This window comes from Paenibacillus guangzhouensis (assembly GCF_009363075.1).
Taxonomy (GTDB): Bacteria; Bacillota; Bacilli; order Paenibacillales; family Paenibacillaceae; genus Paenibacillus_K; species Paenibacillus_K guangzhouensis.
The window spans coordinates 6,515,805-6,532,465 of record NZ_CP045293.1 but is presented as its reverse complement, the minus strand read 5'-3'; the positions used below and the strand labels follow the sequence as shown (position 1 = coordinate 6,532,465).

Sequence of the window (16,661 nt, the reverse complement as noted above, 5' to 3'; positions counted from 1 at the left end):
CCCCCTGATTAGTAACGGGCTGTGAGCATTTTTTTACGTGTATAAAATTCTACGCCGTCACGTCCGTTCGCATGGAGGTCCCCGTAGAACGACTTCTTGTAGCCTGAGAACGGAAAGAACGCCATCGGTGCCGGAACGCCTAGGTTGACGCCGAGCATGCCGGCATCGATGTCTTCGCGGAACTGGCGGATCGCCTTCGCGCTATCCGTATAGAGACATGCCCCGTTCGCGAATTCGGATTGGTTCGCGATCTCAATCGCTTCAGCCAGATTCTTCGCCCTGACAATCGACAGCACGGGAGCGAAAATCTCATCCTTCCAGATCCGCATCCCCGGCTTCACTTCATCGAAGATCGTCGGCCCCACGAAATAGCCGTCGCCGTTCACTGCTTGATCCAATCGACCGTCGCGCACGAGCACCGCCCCCTCGGACTGGCCAATTTCGATATAGTTGATCGTGCGCGCTTTGTTCTCCTCGCGAATGACAGGGCCAAGAAACACGTCAGATTGCATGCCGTTCCCAATCTTGATTCCGTTCGCTGCCTGCAGCAAGCGGTCTACCAACTCATCCGCCACGTCACCGACAGCCACGACAACGGCGCAAGCCATACATCGCTCGCCAGCCGATCCGAATGCCGCGCTAATAATGTTCGTTACCGCGTTGTCGAGGTCCGCATCAGGCATGACGATAGAATGGTTCTTTGCACCCGCCAGCGCTTGAACACGTTTGCCATTCGCGGCAGCCGTCCTATAGATGTACTCCGCGACAGGCTGGGAGCCGACGAAGGACACGGCCTTGATGCGTTCATTCTCCAGAATGCCGTTCACGACGTCATGGGAACCATGTACGATATTCAGCACGCCTTTGGGCAGTCCGGCTTGCTCGAAGAGCTCCGCTAGGCGATTCGCGAGGATCGGTGTACGCTCCGAAGGCTTCAGCACGAACGTATTGCCGCAAGCAATCGCGAGCGGGAACATCCAGCAAGGCACCATCATCGGAAAATTGAACGGCGTAATGCCGCCGACCACCCCGATCGGATAACGGTACATCCCGGATTCTACGCCTGTCGCGATATCCGGCAGCTGATTGCCCATCATTAGCGTCGGCGCACCCGCTGCGAATTCGACGCATTCAATCCCGCGCTGCACTTCGCCATACGCTTCCGTGTAGCTCTTCCCGTTCTCCATCGTGACGATCTTCGCAAGCTCCTCCCAATGCTCGACGAGCAATTGCTGATAGCGAAACAGAATCCGCGCACGCCGCGGTACCGCAACGTTCTTCCACGTCGCGAACGCATTCGCAGCCGCTTCCGCCGCTTGGTCCAACTCCGCCCGGGTCGAATGCGGCACCTGCGCGATCATCTCACCCGTTGCCGGGTTCGGCACCTGATCGTAACGGCCGCTCGCGGATTCGATCCATTCGCCGTTGATATAGTTCTTTATGGTCATGACTTGCGTCTTCACTTCAGACATGTGAGTACCCTCCCAAGATTTAGGATGTAAGATTACGTTCAGATAGAAGCTTCCTTGTGCAAAACATTAGACAGGATGTTAGGAAGAAATATAAATTTTCTACCATTATAGAAAAAACGATGTTGCGATACGCCTATAATCATCCTATGCCGTTGGGCAAGCTAATCTTCCTGTTAACTTCAGAACCAACCGGAAGGCGCCGGCTGTAACGCCACATGAATCTGCTTCGTCTCCAGATACTCCTTAAAGCCGTATGTGCCGAGCTCACAATCAATCCCGTTTTAAAGCGATTACAATCATTCTAATGTGCTACGAAATTAAGTATAAATTTTTTTAGGATCAATGCATTAGACAAATTGTTAAGTAGAATCTTTCATTTTTTTGACATAAATGACGAATTTATCTCATGACGACAAAACGCCTACCCTTCTACATTCAGCTGGGTAAGCGTTCTTGTTTAATCTTGATTCAATAAACGATCGGGATTCAGCATCTGGTAACCGCGAAGCGCAACCTGCAGCGCAATTCGGTTCTCCGGTTCGATAAAGTCGGCACCGAGCAATTCTGCGATCTTCTCCAAGCGATAATAGAGTGATTGCCTGACAATGAATAATTTCTGAGCAGCAATCTGCTTCGATCCGTCATGGTCGAGATAGACTTTGAGCGTACGAATCAATTCGCTTCCTCTGGTCAGATCATGATCAATAAGCGGTCCCAGATAGCTATGAACGAAGGACTCCAGCATCTCGCGATTGTCGATATGGAATAGCAGTTGAAAGACGCCCAAATCCTCGAAGAACATGACAGGTTTCTTGAAACACGGATAGAGCGATATGGCCCGAATGGCCTCTTGATAGCTATGATGAGCATTCATTAATTTCACATAAGAACGTCCGACGCCGATGAGTAAGTCCATATCCTCGATTTTCTCATCCAGCTGGATCTGACGCAGCGAATCGAATACTTGCTGCAATCGTATTTTCGATGGACGCTTCGGATTAAGATCAATCGCTACAATAATAAGACGGTTATTCTTCAGCGTGATCAACGGCATGAAGGCATGCTGCTCGAAGATGGAACGCAGTACCATGGAGAGATGAATCCCGACTGATTCCGTCCCCTCCTCCACCGCGTGGAACGACTGATCTCCTTGCTGATCGAATTCGATGAGGCAGACCCGGTACTGCGCTTCGTTCAGCTTTTTGAAATCCGTCCCCATCAGTGACTTGAGCTGTTCTTCATCCTTGATTCGGACGTGCAGCAGGTCGTCCACCCATAAATTCTCGGTATACAATTTCCGTTCTTCGATGTACCGTTTGCGCAGCAAATCCTGCGAGATCGATAAGGAGGCGGAATCCAGAATCAGATAATCGTATTCTTGCGGCGGATGGTCGAGCACCATCACAATATAGGCCCAAGTCTTCCCGAGCGCCCCTACCGATTGTAGAATCATCGTTTTGTTATCGAACGCCCACTCCATTGGCACGACATGAGGCTTATGGTCCGGGATCTCCGGGATTCGGCTAGATAACGCTTCCAAATAACGCTTTTGTGTCTGGATCGGCAGCGCAGGATTGAAGGTGGGTTGCCCCTGTGTCGGAACGTAGATCACTTGCGCCTTGGTACTCGTATGTAACAACTTTAGGACATTCGTAATCCCTTGCGATGTTAACGTCAATCGATGGAACTCTCTAGACACACTCTCTAATTCTTGCAGAATGCGATGATGACTATTAATAATCATAGAATGCAAATCTTGCGTAATATCCACGAACCGTACCCCGTGCGGGAAAATAACTAGCGGTAGCTGATGTCTGCTCGCCGCCTCAATCATCGCCTCCGGCAGTTTATCAAAAAATTGGCCCAGTTCAATACAGAGACAGGAGGCATTCTGCTTCGCCAGCTCCTCCACGTAGCTCACGGCATAAGAGGGATCGGAATGAAAGCTAATACCTGTCGTTAGGATTAACTCTTCCCCATTGATCAATTGGTCGAAATTCGATACTTCTAGAATATGCACCCAGCGTACGCGGCGGGCTAATCCACCTTCCCCTGCGACGACGACCGCATTCTGAAAAAGAGGACGCAGTAAAATATCATGAACCGTAAGAATGAATTCCATATGCGAGCTTCTCCTCTCCTAGTGCGTCAATCCTCGACTACATCGATCAGATAGACCCGATTCTGAAATCCCCCACGCGCCTCAGTTTTTTTCGCTCGGATCTGTTCGAGCTCGTCCCAAGATGCGCCATGTCCAACCGCCAATGCACGAATGACCTCTAATGCATCAGCCAGCTCTTCCAGCGCCTCCTCATTGTTGTTCGCTTCAAAATACTCCTGCGTCTCTTCACGGTACTTCACTCTCAACGCTTCCATATAGTCGAATTCTTCGAGTACGCTCGTATTCGCTCGTTTCCCTTGTGCTTCAATGATCTGTGGTATCAAATCACGCACGAGCTTGTTATAGGTATAAGTAGGCATGTTCACTTCTCCTCTAATTCTTCTTGCAGCATCTGAACAAATTGCACGTCCGCCGGGGCAAAAGCAATCGTATGAAGCACTTCACGGCGTACCCAACAGTACGCATCATGGTCGATTAGACGGATTTCCCCTTGAAGGTAACTCACTTTATAAGCGATTAATCGGATATTGGCTGTCTCATATTGATGCTCATGCGTGCCGAAATAGGAGCCTATGTCAACATCAATCTGAAGCTCTTCCATCAACTCCCGCCGAATGCAAGCTACGATGGACTCGCCGGATTCAATTTTGCCGCCCGGGAATTCCCATAATCCGGCTTGTGATTTGCCTGGCTTCCGCCTTGCGATCAGAATCTCGCCGGCCTCGTTCTCAATAATGGCGGCTCCAACATCTATCCATTTCATGACTTGTTCCATCCTCATTTGCACGTTATTTCAACTTATTTCTACTATAAGAATATCATTTGGAGCCTATTCTGCCACCCACATTATTTTACGATTTTTTCCTTTTTCACTTTTCCTTTACCTATTGACGTTTTAAAACAAAAGATTTATACTGTCTAAATATTCGATAGTGAATTGTTTTAGTCATAAAAAATATGTATCGCAAATAAACTGAGCATTGGGGTGAGCTCCTGCTAGCTGCTGTTGAACATGCTAAGATCGTGCATACCCTGAAGCTCTCGAGGAGAATTCACATGCCGATCAACACAGAACTGGTTGAAGTCACAACCCTATTCAAGACGCTTATCAAACGGGTCACTCAGAATTGGAACAAACGGATGGTTCATCAATTAACCTACCCTCAATTCAAAATGCTCTTCAAGCTGGAGAAACACGGTCCGCAGAAGGTATCACAGCTTGCGGAAGCCTTGTGCATTACTTCAGGTGCCGTGACTGGCGCAGCCGATCGTCTATTGTCGGAAGGCTACATTGAACGCACACGTGCAGCAGATGACCGACGTGTCGTCTACATTCAGATTACCGAGGAGGGAAGACGGATTACGCACCAAGTGATGGAAGATCAGAAAGAAACCATCGCAATGTTCTTCGGTTCATTACCGGACGAAGATATCAAGCACCTGAAACGCATTATGACGACCGTGCTTGCGAAAATAGATAATTAATATTAAAGGGAGTAGAGAATCATCATGGAGCATTTATCCTTGAAAAGAAAAATTACCATCATGATCGCCATCATGGCTGCCATGTTCTTCGCGGCGATCAACCAGACGATTGGCAGTACGGCGATGCCGAGAATCATTGCCATACTAGATGGTATGAACTTGTACACTTGGACGATTAACATTTATCTGTTAACGTCGACGATCGCGACCGTCTTGGTCGGAAAATTGTCCGATATTTATGGACGTAAACCATTTTTGCTAGCCGGTATATTATTCTTTATGGTCGGGGCCTTCTTAACCGGGACCTCGTCCGATGTCTATCAGTTCATAACGTATCGGGGGATTCAAGGGATCGGCGCAGGGATTATCATGGCGACTTCCTTCACTGCTATAGGTGATTTGTTCCCGCCGCGTGAACGTGGTAAATGGACGGGACTTATGACCGCCGTTTTCGGATTCTCGAGTGTCATCGGGCCTACGCTTGGCGGCTACATGATCGATAACATGGATTGGCACTGGGTGTTCTGGATCTTCTTACCACTAGGTGTTGTTGCATTCTTCATGATCATTTTCTTGTTCCCGAAAGTGGACCGCAAGAAATCAGAATCGATCGACTACCTGGGTTCGATTTTCTTAACAACATCGCTCGTACCTTTACTGCTTGCCTTCTCATGGGCAGGTAGCGAATATAAATGGGTTTCACCGCAAATCCTAGGATTACTCGCAGCTTCGATTATATCTGCAATCATCTTTATCTTTGTCGAGAAGCATGCGAAAAGCCCTGTTCTACCACTGTCCTTATTCAAGAACAGAATCGTTACCGTCTCGAACATCATTGGTTTCTTGATGAACTTCGGGATGATGGGCGCCCTGATCTACTTGTCCTTCTTCGTGCAAGGTGTTCTAGAAATTTCACCGACGTATGCAGGATATGTGACCATGCCGATGTCCATCTTCATGATGATTACGGCTGCCATTACCGGTCAGAAAATCTCGAAGAGCGGGAAATACAAACGCTTCGCGATGCTCGGCGTACCGATTATGATCGCTGGTATGGCGATTATGGTCTTCATGACGAATGTGACGATGGCTGTTATCAGTATGATTATTTTCGGTATCGGTCTTGGACTTGGCATGCCGGTCTTCTCTCTTGCAACACAAAATGCAGTATCCCATAAAGAAATCGGTGTTGCGACCGCATCCTCACAATTGTTCCGTAACTTAGGCGGTACGATCGGGATCGCCGTGATGGGTTCCGTTATGGCCACCAGCTTGAAGAGCAATATTACAGATAAAATGCAATCCGCTGCGGCCCATGGCGTCGATATGACGAAGATGGATCCGAATATCGCGAAGCAATTAGCCGCATTTGCGAATCCGCAGACATTGATGAACAAACCGCTAATTACGGAGACGATGGCGAAATTGCCAGCAGACATTCAACCATTGTTTACGAAAATGCTCGATATGATCCGCGATGCATTAAGCTCGACTTTATCGACGGTATTCTTGACAGGCACGCTCGTACTATTCCTTGCCCTAGCACTGGTCTTCTTCTTAAAAGAAATTCCGCTGCGCACATCCAATTCGGTTCCAGCAGCCGCTGCAGATGGTGAGCAAGCAAAGGCTGAGGGTACAGATGTTGGTACGAAGCAAGTGTTTGCGAGCGATAGCATGAACTAAAAGAAAATGCTATATCGAAAAAGGAGCTCCAACCGAAAGGTTGGTGGCTCCTTTTTTGTGTTATGTCTACCTGTCTATTCTTGCACACTTAGCGCTGCGCGAAGTCCCTCGATATCCAGCCCATCCTCGGCGAACGCTTGCCGCACAAGCTCAGGCAGGACAAATTCATCGTATTTGCCAAGGTAAGGTGACTCGTCCGGCTTCAGCAGGCCGAGTGGATCGATCGCTTCCGAGCATTCCGCTTGGATCTCTGCCAGCAGCGTTTCGGCATCGGCCCGTCCCGAGATAACCATATAATACGGTTCCATCGGTACGATCGATCGCAGCGAGAGTCGATCCGCCAGTCGATACTTCACGAGCCGCTCCAACGTACGGAACGACTTCGTGCCGATCCATGGCAGGATGAACATCGAGTCGCCACCAGCTGGGATGACGGTCTTCTCCAGTAAGCCGCTCTCCCGAGCCAGCCGGCGCGCCCGCTCAAGACGATTCACGGCACGTGGCGCCAGGTACGGATAGATCGTGTTATCCGCGAGAACATCCCTCATCTTGCGCATGACTTCCGTATGGATGTCCCCTCTGCCTCCGACCCATAATGTATCCACCTTGCCGAGCGAAGGCTTCACATAGACGGCTTTATGCTTGCGGTCAATCTCGATGACCTTCCATAGCTTGCCGGCGAGCGAGAAGCAATATTCCGGCGGTGGAACCGTCGTAATGGAACCTATCTCTTCGGAGCCGTTGTAGACGACGTATTCTTCGTCATCCTTGAAGACCGCATAGAATCGGTAATTATTCACGGTCTTCTCCCCCGTTAGCCCGATGATCAAGCCGCCCACTTCGGTCCGCTGCACATGGTCTGTCTGAAGCAAATACTGTAGGAACTGCTGATATTCCTCCGGAGAAATATGCTGGAATGGCGGCAGCGATAGAATCATCCGAGCGAGATCCTTCGGCGCCGCCTCCCCCATACTCTTCAGCACACTCATGGTCTGATGGTAGAGCAGCCCGACGGGCTTCTTCCGAAGGCTAAGCGGCTCTACCCATTTGTGCCGGACATAGAGCTCGATGATGGCGATCGCCCGCATCAGCGTCCACGGCATTCGAGCAGGCAGCTGTGCCTGCTCGTCCTCCTCTTCCGGGATGACGAACATCATCTCGGAAGGCATATCCCCGCGTCGTCCCGATCGGCCCAGCCGCTGAACGAAGCTCGCGCAGCTGCTCGGTGACTCCAGCTGCACGACACGCTCGAGCTCGCCGAGATCGATCCCGAGCTCCAGTGTCACCGTCGCCATCGCGACGGCCGGCCCATGACCTGTTCGCAGCGCGGCCTCCGCTTCTTCACGCAGCATCGCAGAGATACTGCCGTGATGGACATGGAAGACATCCGGCTCCTGACGTCTCCCTGCTGTGCGCCGCAGTTCAAGGGCTGCGAGTTCTGCATCGGAACGGCTATTCGTGAAGACGAGCGCCTTCTTGAGCCGCGTATGGTCATAGATATAATCGTAATAGGCGCGCGTCGCCTGCGCGAGGTGCTCCGTCTGCTCTTCATCCCGAGCGCTGGGAAAGGAGAAATGCTCGATGGAGAGTCTGAGTTTGCGTCCGCCTTGCGGAGCCACGACCTCAACCCCTTCGACTGAGCCGGCGCGCAGCCATTCGGATGCCGTCGCATAGTCGCTCAAGGTGGCTGACAGACCGATTCGCCTTGGTCTGCAACCGGCCATCCGCTCTATTCTCGCGATCTCGCTCAGCACCTGCATCCCACGATCCGCACCCATGAAGGCATGAACCTCATCGATAACAATGTACCTCAGATCGTAGAACAACGCCGGGATCGCATTCGGCCGATTCATGAGCAGCCCTTCGAGCGATTCGGGCGTAATCTGCAGCACGCCGGACGGATCCCGTACGAGCTTCGTCTTCTCCGACTGCGGCACGTCGCCATGCCAATGCCAGACCGGGATATGCGCCTCTTGCAGCAGCTCCTTCAATCGCTCGAATTGATCGTTGATGAGCGCTTTGAGCGGCCCAATATAGAGGATGCCCACCGACTTCGACGGCTCATGATGCAGCTCTGTAAGCGCTGGGAAGAACGCCGCCTCCGTCTTACCGGAGGCCGTGCCCGATGCGATCAGCAAATGATTTCGCGTGTCGAACAACACACGGCATGCTTCAACCTGTGCCTCGCGAAGGGTATCCCATCTTTTGCGATAAATATATTCTTGTATGAACGGCGCCAACCGATAGAATGGGTGATCACTCATAGCTCGAACTCCGCCAGCAAATCGTCCACTTCATCCGGGTTCGCTGCGGCCGGCTGTATCGTACGATCGCCAAGCAGGATATCGAAGGATGTGTCCGGATGCTGATGCAGCGTATGCAGCAAATCCAGGAAATCGCGCACGATCTCGCGCGTTGTTAACAGCTCATCCGCACCGAGCCGTCCGACGGCAAGCTTCATGAACGCAATCATCTGATCATCTGTCACGGTTGGCGTGTAGCCAAAATGCTGTGCATGAATCTGTCTTAACCGCTGCAAGAGGATCAAGATCTCCTCATAAGACAGCATGTCCAGCTTCAGAATCGGACCTGCGTAGGTACGCAAGCTGTCTTTGGCATAGCGGCCTTCGATTAACCGCGAACGCAGCGCTTCATAGCTGAACAAGCCTCGGCGCTGGTCCTCTACGAACTGCGGCGTCCCGCCCAGATAGATACCGAGATGCTGTGCCTTACCCTGCATCGTATCGTTGAACATCGTCAGCAGCTTCTCGTAGTTGCTCGTACGGGAGATACTGTTCGATATTTTGTACAGATTCACGCCTTCGTCAATGAACAACAGCAGCCCGGCATATCCAATCTTGGCCGTGAACTCCGACCACAACTTCATATAATCGTACCAGTTATCGTCATCGATTATGACACCCACACCAAGCGCCTGCTTCGCCTCCGTCTTCGTCGGAAACTCCCCGCGCAGCCAGCGCATCGCCGACTGCTTCCGCTCATCATCGCCCATGCGGTATCCGATCCAATACGCGGACAGTACCCGCGCAAAATCAAAGCCATGCACCATATTCTGCATCTCGTTCGTCACTTGCACGATGCGCTGCTCCACCTCGGCATTGAGCGCCGGGTCATCCATCGCGAAGCCCCGCTCCTCCATCACCTGCTGCTGCAATGCTCCGAACCAACGCTGCAGCACCGTCTCGAGCGCGCCGCCATCCGGTCTTGTGCGCGTAGACAAATTCATCATCAGTTCACGATAGGTTGCGAGGCCTTGTCCTTTTGTCCCGACAAGCCTCCGTTCCGGCGACAAATCGCCGTCCGCCACGACGAAGTTCCTGTCCATCGCATAATTGCGGATCGTCTGCAGCAGGAAGCTCTTGCCGCTGCCATAGCGGCCCGAGATGATCCGGAATGCAGCACCGCCTTCTGCAATATTATCCAAATCCGTGAGCATCGCCTCGATCTCCGGTTTGCGCCCGACGGCTACGTGCTCCAGCCCTATGCGCGGCACAACCCCCGCCGTTAAGGAATTCACCAGCGCGGTCGTTATCCGCTTCGGGATTCTAATCTCTTGCATGTCATCACCTTATCCTACGTAATTGTTAAGCATCTCGATATATTCATCCACGAGGACATCTGCGTCCACGATCAAATCGCCAATCGTCTCCATCGCCAAATCATTCATACCATCGATGATCAGTGCCGGCATCGTGTTATGCTCGCGCGCAATCGCGAACATGTCACTCTCCCAGCTGCCCCGCACAAGCGCTGATAAAGCGGCACGATAGGCCGGCGTCAGCCCCGCGCGGAAAGCTTGCCAACTGTCATCAAGTTGCATACGATCTATTGGTTCAGAATCTGGCGTCTGGGTTGGGAATGATGGGACCGCCGCGATCGACTCATCGCTAAGAGGAGCTTCGATGGACGTCTCATACGCCCCGCTATTCGCAGCCACCACCGCCACATCATCTCCTGTGCCGTTCTCGACGCAGCGCTCCGGTTCCCGCACCGGCTCCTCCTCCACCGTCAACAATTCGCGCACGTGATCCGAATCCCGCTGCAACTGCTGCAATCGATCACGATCAATCTGCACCTCTGATTCTACGCGGTCCATTGCAGCCCGTCGCTCGAATTCCGCTTTTATTGCTCTCGTAATGAGCGGCTCCAGGGCGGCATCGATGTGAATGCCTCTTAACTTGCCTTTGTACCCGCTAAGCTCTCGCAGCTGATTCTCGCAATATCGGATCAACTGGGTAACCCAATCCCGAAGAAGCTTATGTTCGCTAAATTGAACCGTGTGGACCGTCAACGTTCGGCCATATAATGATGTATCATAGACCGCGCTGCCGAACAGGTATCGCTCGCGCTGCACTTCTCGGCCTGGCTTAAACAACTCAATCAATCTACAGCCTTGCGTCTTCCGATAATAGGCGTCGACAAGCGCAACCACACGCGGGATATGCGTCTCCATATGGACCCCACCGTCGCCTGTATAATACTTGCTCTGCTGTACGTTATAGTTGGACAGCTTCTGCAGCATGTCCCATGAGACATCAACCGGTTCCGCATACAGCCCGCGCATGAGTTCCAGATCAAGCAACTCCCCATTCAATCCGTACGTCGAACGGCACATCATCTCTTGGAACGAGATATCAAGCCTGTGCACGAGTATGAAATCGGCGATCCAGTCCACGATATAGAAATTTAACTTCGCATATTGCGATCGATAGGCATCCCATAACGCGAGCAAAGATCGGTACCCTTCCATCGGCTCCTGCCAGCCTACGCCATTGATTAACTCATAAATGTAGAGAAATATATACGATAGATCCGTCTCCGGGTAGCGTCCGCTGCGAACCTCGCTGCGCCAATAGTAATACCACTTCGTCTGTGCGGCATCCATATTGCTATAGGTCGGCCAATAGGTCATGAATGGCACGAACGGCGTCTCCGGTTCGACGTGATCCTCCATCTGCTTCGCTCGATCCAGGAATCGCTGCTCCCCCGTCGGATAATTTCGGACAGGCTGAATCACCGGTGTCGCTGTAACTTCTTCTCTCGTCGCATCTTGCTCAGGCGCCTCCGGTCTTGGTGGGATCGACATGCCTGCGCTCTTCGCTTCCTCTTCCCCCAGCTCGATTTCTGCAAATTTCACTTCATGATTGTGATTCGTCATTAGAATTTGAACACCTCAAAGGTCGTCACGCGACTCGAATGTATGTTCTAATTATAACATTGGTTGAATCGAATGTAATCTTGTAACCGGCATCATAAACAAAAAAAGCAGCGCGAATCCGACCTTGACACTCCTACTAAACTCTGTTAACTTGTGGGGGCTAAGATATGTTCGAATCTTTTTCCCATCAAATCATGTTATGTGAGAGGAGCAGTCACATGAATCAAGTGAAGCAACCGAATGTCGTATTCATCATCGCAGACGATCATCGTGCCGAATCGATACGCGCCTTCGGGAATAAGGATGTCTTTACCCCTACGCTTGATACGCTTGCCAAGGAAGGAACGACATTTTGCAGCACCCACATTATGGGGGGGTTGACCGGAGCCGTATGCGCGCCGAGCCGAGCCTGCGTTAACTCTGGTCTGTCTATCTTCCGTTCCATGATCGGGAACGATGTCACCAACTGGGATCATGCGATCACGCTAAGATCCGATGTCCTGCTCATGCCGCAAGCGCTGAAGAACGCTGGCTATGTCACGCATGCCGTCGGCAAATGGCACAACGACAAGCCCAGCTTTGCCCGCAGCTTCACCGGCGGCGATAAGCTGTTCTTCGGCGGCATGAGCGATCACACGGCCGTGCCTGTCCAGGATTTCGATCCAAGCGGCGAATATCCGTCCACACGGGAAACCATCGCCGATGGTTTCTCTTCGGAGCTGTTCACCGATGCAGCTGTGCAATTTGTAGAGAATTATACGCAAGAGCAGCCTTTCTATCTCTACATCGCCTATACCTCTCCACACGATCCGCGTACAGCGCCCGAGCCGTATGCCAGTATGTATCCGCCTAGTGAGATCCCGCTTCCGCCCAATTACAGCACAGCGTTCCCTTTCGATAACGGGGACATGGACGTACGGGATGAGCATCTGGCAGCAAAACCGCGAGACGAGGATGAAATACGCCGGCATATCGCCGATTATTATGGCATGATTACGCACATGGATGCCCAGATCTCAAGAGTCGTGCAGGCGCTGAAAGCCAAAGGCATCGAAGACAACACCATCATCGTGTATACCGCAGACCATGGCATTGCAATCGGTCAGCACGGCTTGATGGGCAAACAGAACATGTTCGAGCACAGCATTCATATTCCGCTCATCATGAAAGGGCCTGGTATTCCTAGCGACAAGCAGGTGCAAGCGTTGACCAGCAATATCGATATCTTCCCAACGGTTGCCGAGTTATGCGGCATCCCGCAGCCAGTAACAGACGGAACCAGCATGGTTCCGCTGCTTCAAGACGAGCTGCGAGCGAAGAACGTCGTCGGTACGGTCTATGCCGACATTCAACGGACAATTCAGGACGGCCGTTGGAAGCTGATTCGCTATTACGTGTCCGCAAGCTCCGGCCGAGGCACGGATCGCCTTCAACTATTCGATCTGGCGCAGGACCCTTGGGAGACGAAGGATGTATCCGAGCACCCAGCGAATGCGGAACATCTTCACCGTTTGGCTGCAGCACTGCAAGCTTGGATGGTAGATCATGACGATATTCTGCAAGAAGTTCCCGTACTGCTCTCCTCTCCTCATCATTCTTCGTAACATACAAAAAAGCTGCTTCTGGACACAGCCGGAAGCAGCTTTTGATTTACCCGCCCATCAAAAAACCGCCTCGGATCTCTCCCAGACGGTTTATGTGATTAATTAGACAGTCTTCAAAAATTCAACAATGGTGAGCAGACCTTTATCGAAATTCTCCAGGTTAAAATGCTCATTGGGTGCATGCAAGTTCTCATCCGGCAATCCGAAGCCCATCATCACGACCGGCGCCTCGAGCACGCGCGAGAACGTCTCGACAATTGGGATCGATCCCCCATCTTTCGTGAACAATGCGCGTGTACCATAGACCGTACCATAGGCATCCGCTGCCACTTGCAAGACGCGATCCGTCGGATCGATATTGAATGCACGGGCTTTCTCGCCGTCGATGATCGTAAGCGTCGCACCCGGCTGAATGTGGGCGTTCAGATGCTTTCTAATTTTATCGAGCATATCTTGCGGGTCCTGATCACCTACCAAACGGCAAGTAATTTTCGCATGCGCTTCCTTCGGAATGACCGTCTTCGTGCCTTCCCCTTGGAATCCACCGTAGACGCCGTTGAGCTCCAGCGTCGGTCTCGCGCCAATACGTTCAACGAACGAATACCCCTCTTCGCCATAGAGCGATTCAAGCCCAAGCGAATTTCTAAGCGCATCCTCGTTCAAGCCCTGCTTCGCGAACTCTTCGCGCATCATCGTCGATAGCTCCGGCACGCCTTCGTAGAAGCCGTCCACCGCGATGCGGCCTTGCTCGTCATGCAGTGTTGCAAGCAAGGATACGATGGCATGCAGCGCGTTCGGCACACCGCCGCCATACGTCCCGGAATGAAGGTCCGTATTCGCCGTATTCACGATTACTTCGAGGGAGCATAATCCGCGGAGTCCTGTGCTGATCGCTGGCTTGCCCGGTTCGAGCAAGGACGTGTCCGAGATCAGGATCGCATCGCAAGCGAGCTTCTCGCGATTCGCTTCCAAGAATGGCGGGAGGCTGGCGCTAGAAATCTCCTCTTCCCCTTCGATGCACAGCTTGATGTTGACGGGCAATTGCTTCTCCTCCGCCAAAATCGCTTCAATTGCCTTCACATGCAAGAACAATTGTCCCTTATCATCCGTTGCGCCGCGCGCATACAATTTGCCGTCACGAATCGATGGTTCAAACGGCGGCGTCGTCCACAAGTTCAGCGGATCGACCGGTTGAACGTCATAGTGGCCGTACACGAGAATCGTCGGTCTGCCCGGCGCGTGCAGATAATCGGCCGTCACAATCGGATGTCCGTTCGTCTGATGAACTTCGACGTGCTCGAGTCCGATTTCTTTCAGGTGGTTCGCAAGCCATTCCGCTGCGCGATTCACATCCCCTTTGTGCGCGGACAAGGCAGATATACTCGGAATTGCAAGCCACTCTTGCAGCTGGCTTAGATGCTTCTCTCTATTGGTCTGAAAATACGTCTCATAACTCATGTAATGGAAGTCCTCCTCAATCTGAAAATAGATATGTATGTCTCTATTGTACTACGTTTTTGTGAAATTACGAAAAATTTGAGCAACAAGATGATGCATTCGTTATCGAGTTGGTAATCCTGCACCTAGGGTCAGAGCAGCCTCAGCCAGCGATTCGTAATCTATGCTGGAATTTATCCAGTATACAACTGCCTATTCGCATAAAAAACGATCTATACTGGATTTTTGCACTGTAGAACGCTAAATACATCCCTACTACGCTCAAATAGTCTCGGTTTTGATGCAAATATCCATTATAGCCTGTATTCAACATCATATAGAGCCAAAGTTCGTGCAGATTTCCAACATAGGTGCCCACCACACCATGACCGCCATAGATAAGGCATGCGCAACAGTTCTACGTCACCTACCCCTTCGGCACAAGACGAATCAGCTTGTCGTCTCCCTCCTGCGGATTCCCGCGACCATCACGGCTGTTGGTCATGAGGTACAGCACGCCGCCCGGCGCTTCATATACATTCCGAATTCGACCATAGCTGCGGAAAAGAGCCTGCACATCCGTCACTTTCTCTCCGCTCGCATCAAGCGTCATACGAAGCACCTGCTGTCCGCGTAAATTCGCAACAAGCAGGTGTCCTTTCCACGGCCCTTGCGAGACGAATGTGATCCCGGATGGCGCCCACGTCTCCTCGCCGCTATGAATGATTGGCGTCTTGAGAGCCGGCTGCTCGGATGACGTCTCGTCGCCTTCGATCACGGGCCATCCGTAGTTCGCACCCGCTTCGATGATATTGATCTCGTCATGCGCCGATTGACCATGTTCGGATGCATACAGCTTACCTGTCTCAGGATGCCACGCCAAACCTTGCGGATTCCGGTGGCCCATGCTGTAGATCGGCGACCCTGCCGTCGGATTATCAGAAGGAATCGACCCGTCCAGGTTGATGCGCAGAATTTTGCCGGATCTGACATTCGGGTCCTGCGCTAGCAAGGGTTGATATTGCTCCCCCATCGTCACATACAGCTTGCCGTCTGGCCCGATCTTCATTCGTCCACCGTTATGGTTACCAGACGTCCCGCCGCCAAGCCCATCCAGAAGGATGCGATCCACCGCCGCTCGATTGTTCTGCTCTTTCAGGCGAAGCACCCGATTATATAGGGCGCCATCCCGTTCATAGGTATGATAGACATAGAGATAGTGATTCTGCTCAAAACGAGGATCGAGCACCAGCCCAAGCAATCCGCTCTCTGCCTCCTGGTAGATGTCCTCTGCAAGATCAATCAATGGTTCCGACTGCAGCTGATTTTCTATCATCACACGAACTTGTCCTGATCGCTCGGCGATGAAGATTCTTCCATCCTGCGCCACATCCATCTCCCATGGTACGTCGAGTTGATCTGCTGCAACCTCAGCCTGATAAGGCAGGTCCGCTTGTTCTTCTACCAACCCTGGTCGCTGTTCTTCAACGGTTTCTTTCGTGCACGCAGCCGTCATTAATGACATGAATAATATGCCGATTGCAGCGAATTTCAATATCATCTCTCCTTTCGATGGACGGAACGTGGATATCCCGGCCAATCTTTTATGTTATTTATTCGAGAGATCCCTTATTTTTCCTGTGAATGAAAAAAGGTTATCCCTCGAGCAGTAGGCTCAA

The 16,661-nt window shown here is 51.7% G+C and carries 12 protein-coding genes; 3 read left to right on the top strand and 9 right to left on the bottom strand.

Annotated elements, in window-relative coordinates; all coding sequences use genetic code 11:
• Nucleotides 1-8: 8 nt before the first annotated feature.
• From GCU39_RS29195 to mutT, 4 genes are all read right to left on the bottom strand, one after another.
• The gene (locus GCU39_RS29195; RefSeq protein WP_152396688.1) at nucleotides 9-1,472 is read right to left on the bottom strand and encodes a CoA-acylating methylmalonate-semialdehyde dehydrogenase; all 1,464 of its coding nucleotides are present in this window, start codon (nucleotides 1,470-1,472) and stop codon (nucleotides 9-11) included.
• Between the two features lie 457 nt (nucleotides 1,473-1,929).
• Entirely contained in the window at nucleotides 1,930-3,594 is a 1,665-nt protein-coding gene (locus tag GCU39_RS29190; RefSeq protein ID WP_152396687.1) for a PucR family transcriptional regulator, read from the bottom strand.
• Nucleotides 3,595-3,620: 26 nt separating this feature from the next.
• On the bottom strand, nucleotides 3,621-3,953 hold the full coding sequence (locus GCU39_RS29185; RefSeq protein ID WP_152396686.1) for a nucleoside triphosphate pyrophosphohydrolase: 333 nt from the start codon (nucleotides 3,951-3,953) through the stop codon (nucleotides 3,621-3,623).
• A 2-nt stretch (nucleotides 3,954-3,955) separates the two neighbouring features.
• Nucleotides 3,956-4,357 carry an 8-oxo-dGTP diphosphatase MutT gene (gene mutT, locus GCU39_RS29180; RefSeq protein ID WP_227793371.1) on the bottom strand — a complete coding sequence of 134 codons (402 nt, stop codon included), beginning with the start codon at nucleotides 4,355-4,357 and terminating at the stop codon, nucleotides 3,956-3,958.
• Nucleotides 4,358-4,650: 293 nt separating this feature from the next.
• Between mutT and GCU39_RS29175 the strand changes: the two genes are divergently transcribed.
• Both GCU39_RS29175 and GCU39_RS29170 read left to right on the top strand, forming a co-directional pair.
• Entirely contained in the window at nucleotides 4,651-5,079 is a 429-nt protein-coding gene (locus tag GCU39_RS29175) for a MarR family winged helix-turn-helix transcriptional regulator (protein ID WP_152396685.1), read from the top strand.
• A gap of 24 nt (nucleotides 5,080-5,103) precedes the next feature.
• A complete protein-coding gene (locus GCU39_RS29170) occupies nucleotides 5,104-6,762 on the top strand; it encodes an MDR family MFS transporter (RefSeq protein WP_152396684.1) in 1,659 nt (552 codons plus the stop codon).
• A 74-nt stretch (nucleotides 6,763-6,836) separates the two neighbouring features.
• On the opposite strand, the gene GCU39_RS29165 is transcribed toward GCU39_RS29170, so the two are convergent.
• From GCU39_RS29165 to GCU39_RS29155, 3 genes are read right to left on the bottom strand one after another with little or no spacing between them, the layout of a single operon-like run.
• Complete coding sequence (locus tag GCU39_RS29165) at nucleotides 6,837-9,026, bottom strand: DEAD/DEAH box helicase (protein WP_152396683.1); 2,190 nt, start codon at nucleotides 9,024-9,026, stop codon at nucleotides 6,837-6,839.
• Nucleotides 9,023-10,342: an ATP-binding protein gene (locus GCU39_RS29160; protein ID WP_152396682.1), complete on the bottom strand. Its 1,320-nt coding sequence runs from the start codon at nucleotides 10,340-10,342 to the stop codon at nucleotides 9,023-9,025. The genes GCU39_RS29165 and GCU39_RS29160 overlap by 4 nt, the downstream gene beginning before the upstream one ends.
• Before the next feature lie 9 nt (nucleotides 10,343-10,351).
• Nucleotides 10,352-11,941: a TerB N-terminal domain-containing protein gene (locus GCU39_RS29155; protein ID WP_152396681.1), complete on the bottom strand. Its 1,590-nt coding sequence runs from the start codon at nucleotides 11,939-11,941 to the stop codon at nucleotides 10,352-10,354.
• A gap of 218 nt (nucleotides 11,942-12,159) precedes the next feature.
• On the opposite strand from GCU39_RS29155, the gene GCU39_RS29150 reads away from it, so the two are divergent.
• Nucleotides 12,160-13,545, top strand: a complete 1,386-nt coding sequence (locus GCU39_RS29150; RefSeq protein WP_152396680.1) for a sulfatase family protein — start codon at nucleotides 12,160-12,162, stop codon at nucleotides 13,543-13,545.
• 102 nt (nucleotides 13,546-13,647) lie between these two features.
• Here the strand turns inward: GCU39_RS29150 and GCU39_RS29145 are convergent, their stop codons facing one another.
• Both GCU39_RS29145 and GCU39_RS29140 read right to left on the bottom strand, forming a co-directional pair.
• Nucleotides 13,648-15,003: a dipeptidase gene (locus tag GCU39_RS29145; protein ID WP_152396679.1), complete on the bottom strand. Its 1,356-nt coding sequence runs from the start codon at nucleotides 15,001-15,003 to the stop codon at nucleotides 13,648-13,650.
• Nucleotides 15,004-15,409: 406 nt separating this feature from the next.
• A complete protein-coding gene (locus GCU39_RS29140) occupies nucleotides 15,410-16,543 on the bottom strand; it encodes a PQQ-dependent sugar dehydrogenase (RefSeq protein ID WP_407671727.1) in 1,134 nt (377 codons plus the stop codon).
• Nucleotides 16,544-16,661 lie beyond the last annotated feature (118 nt).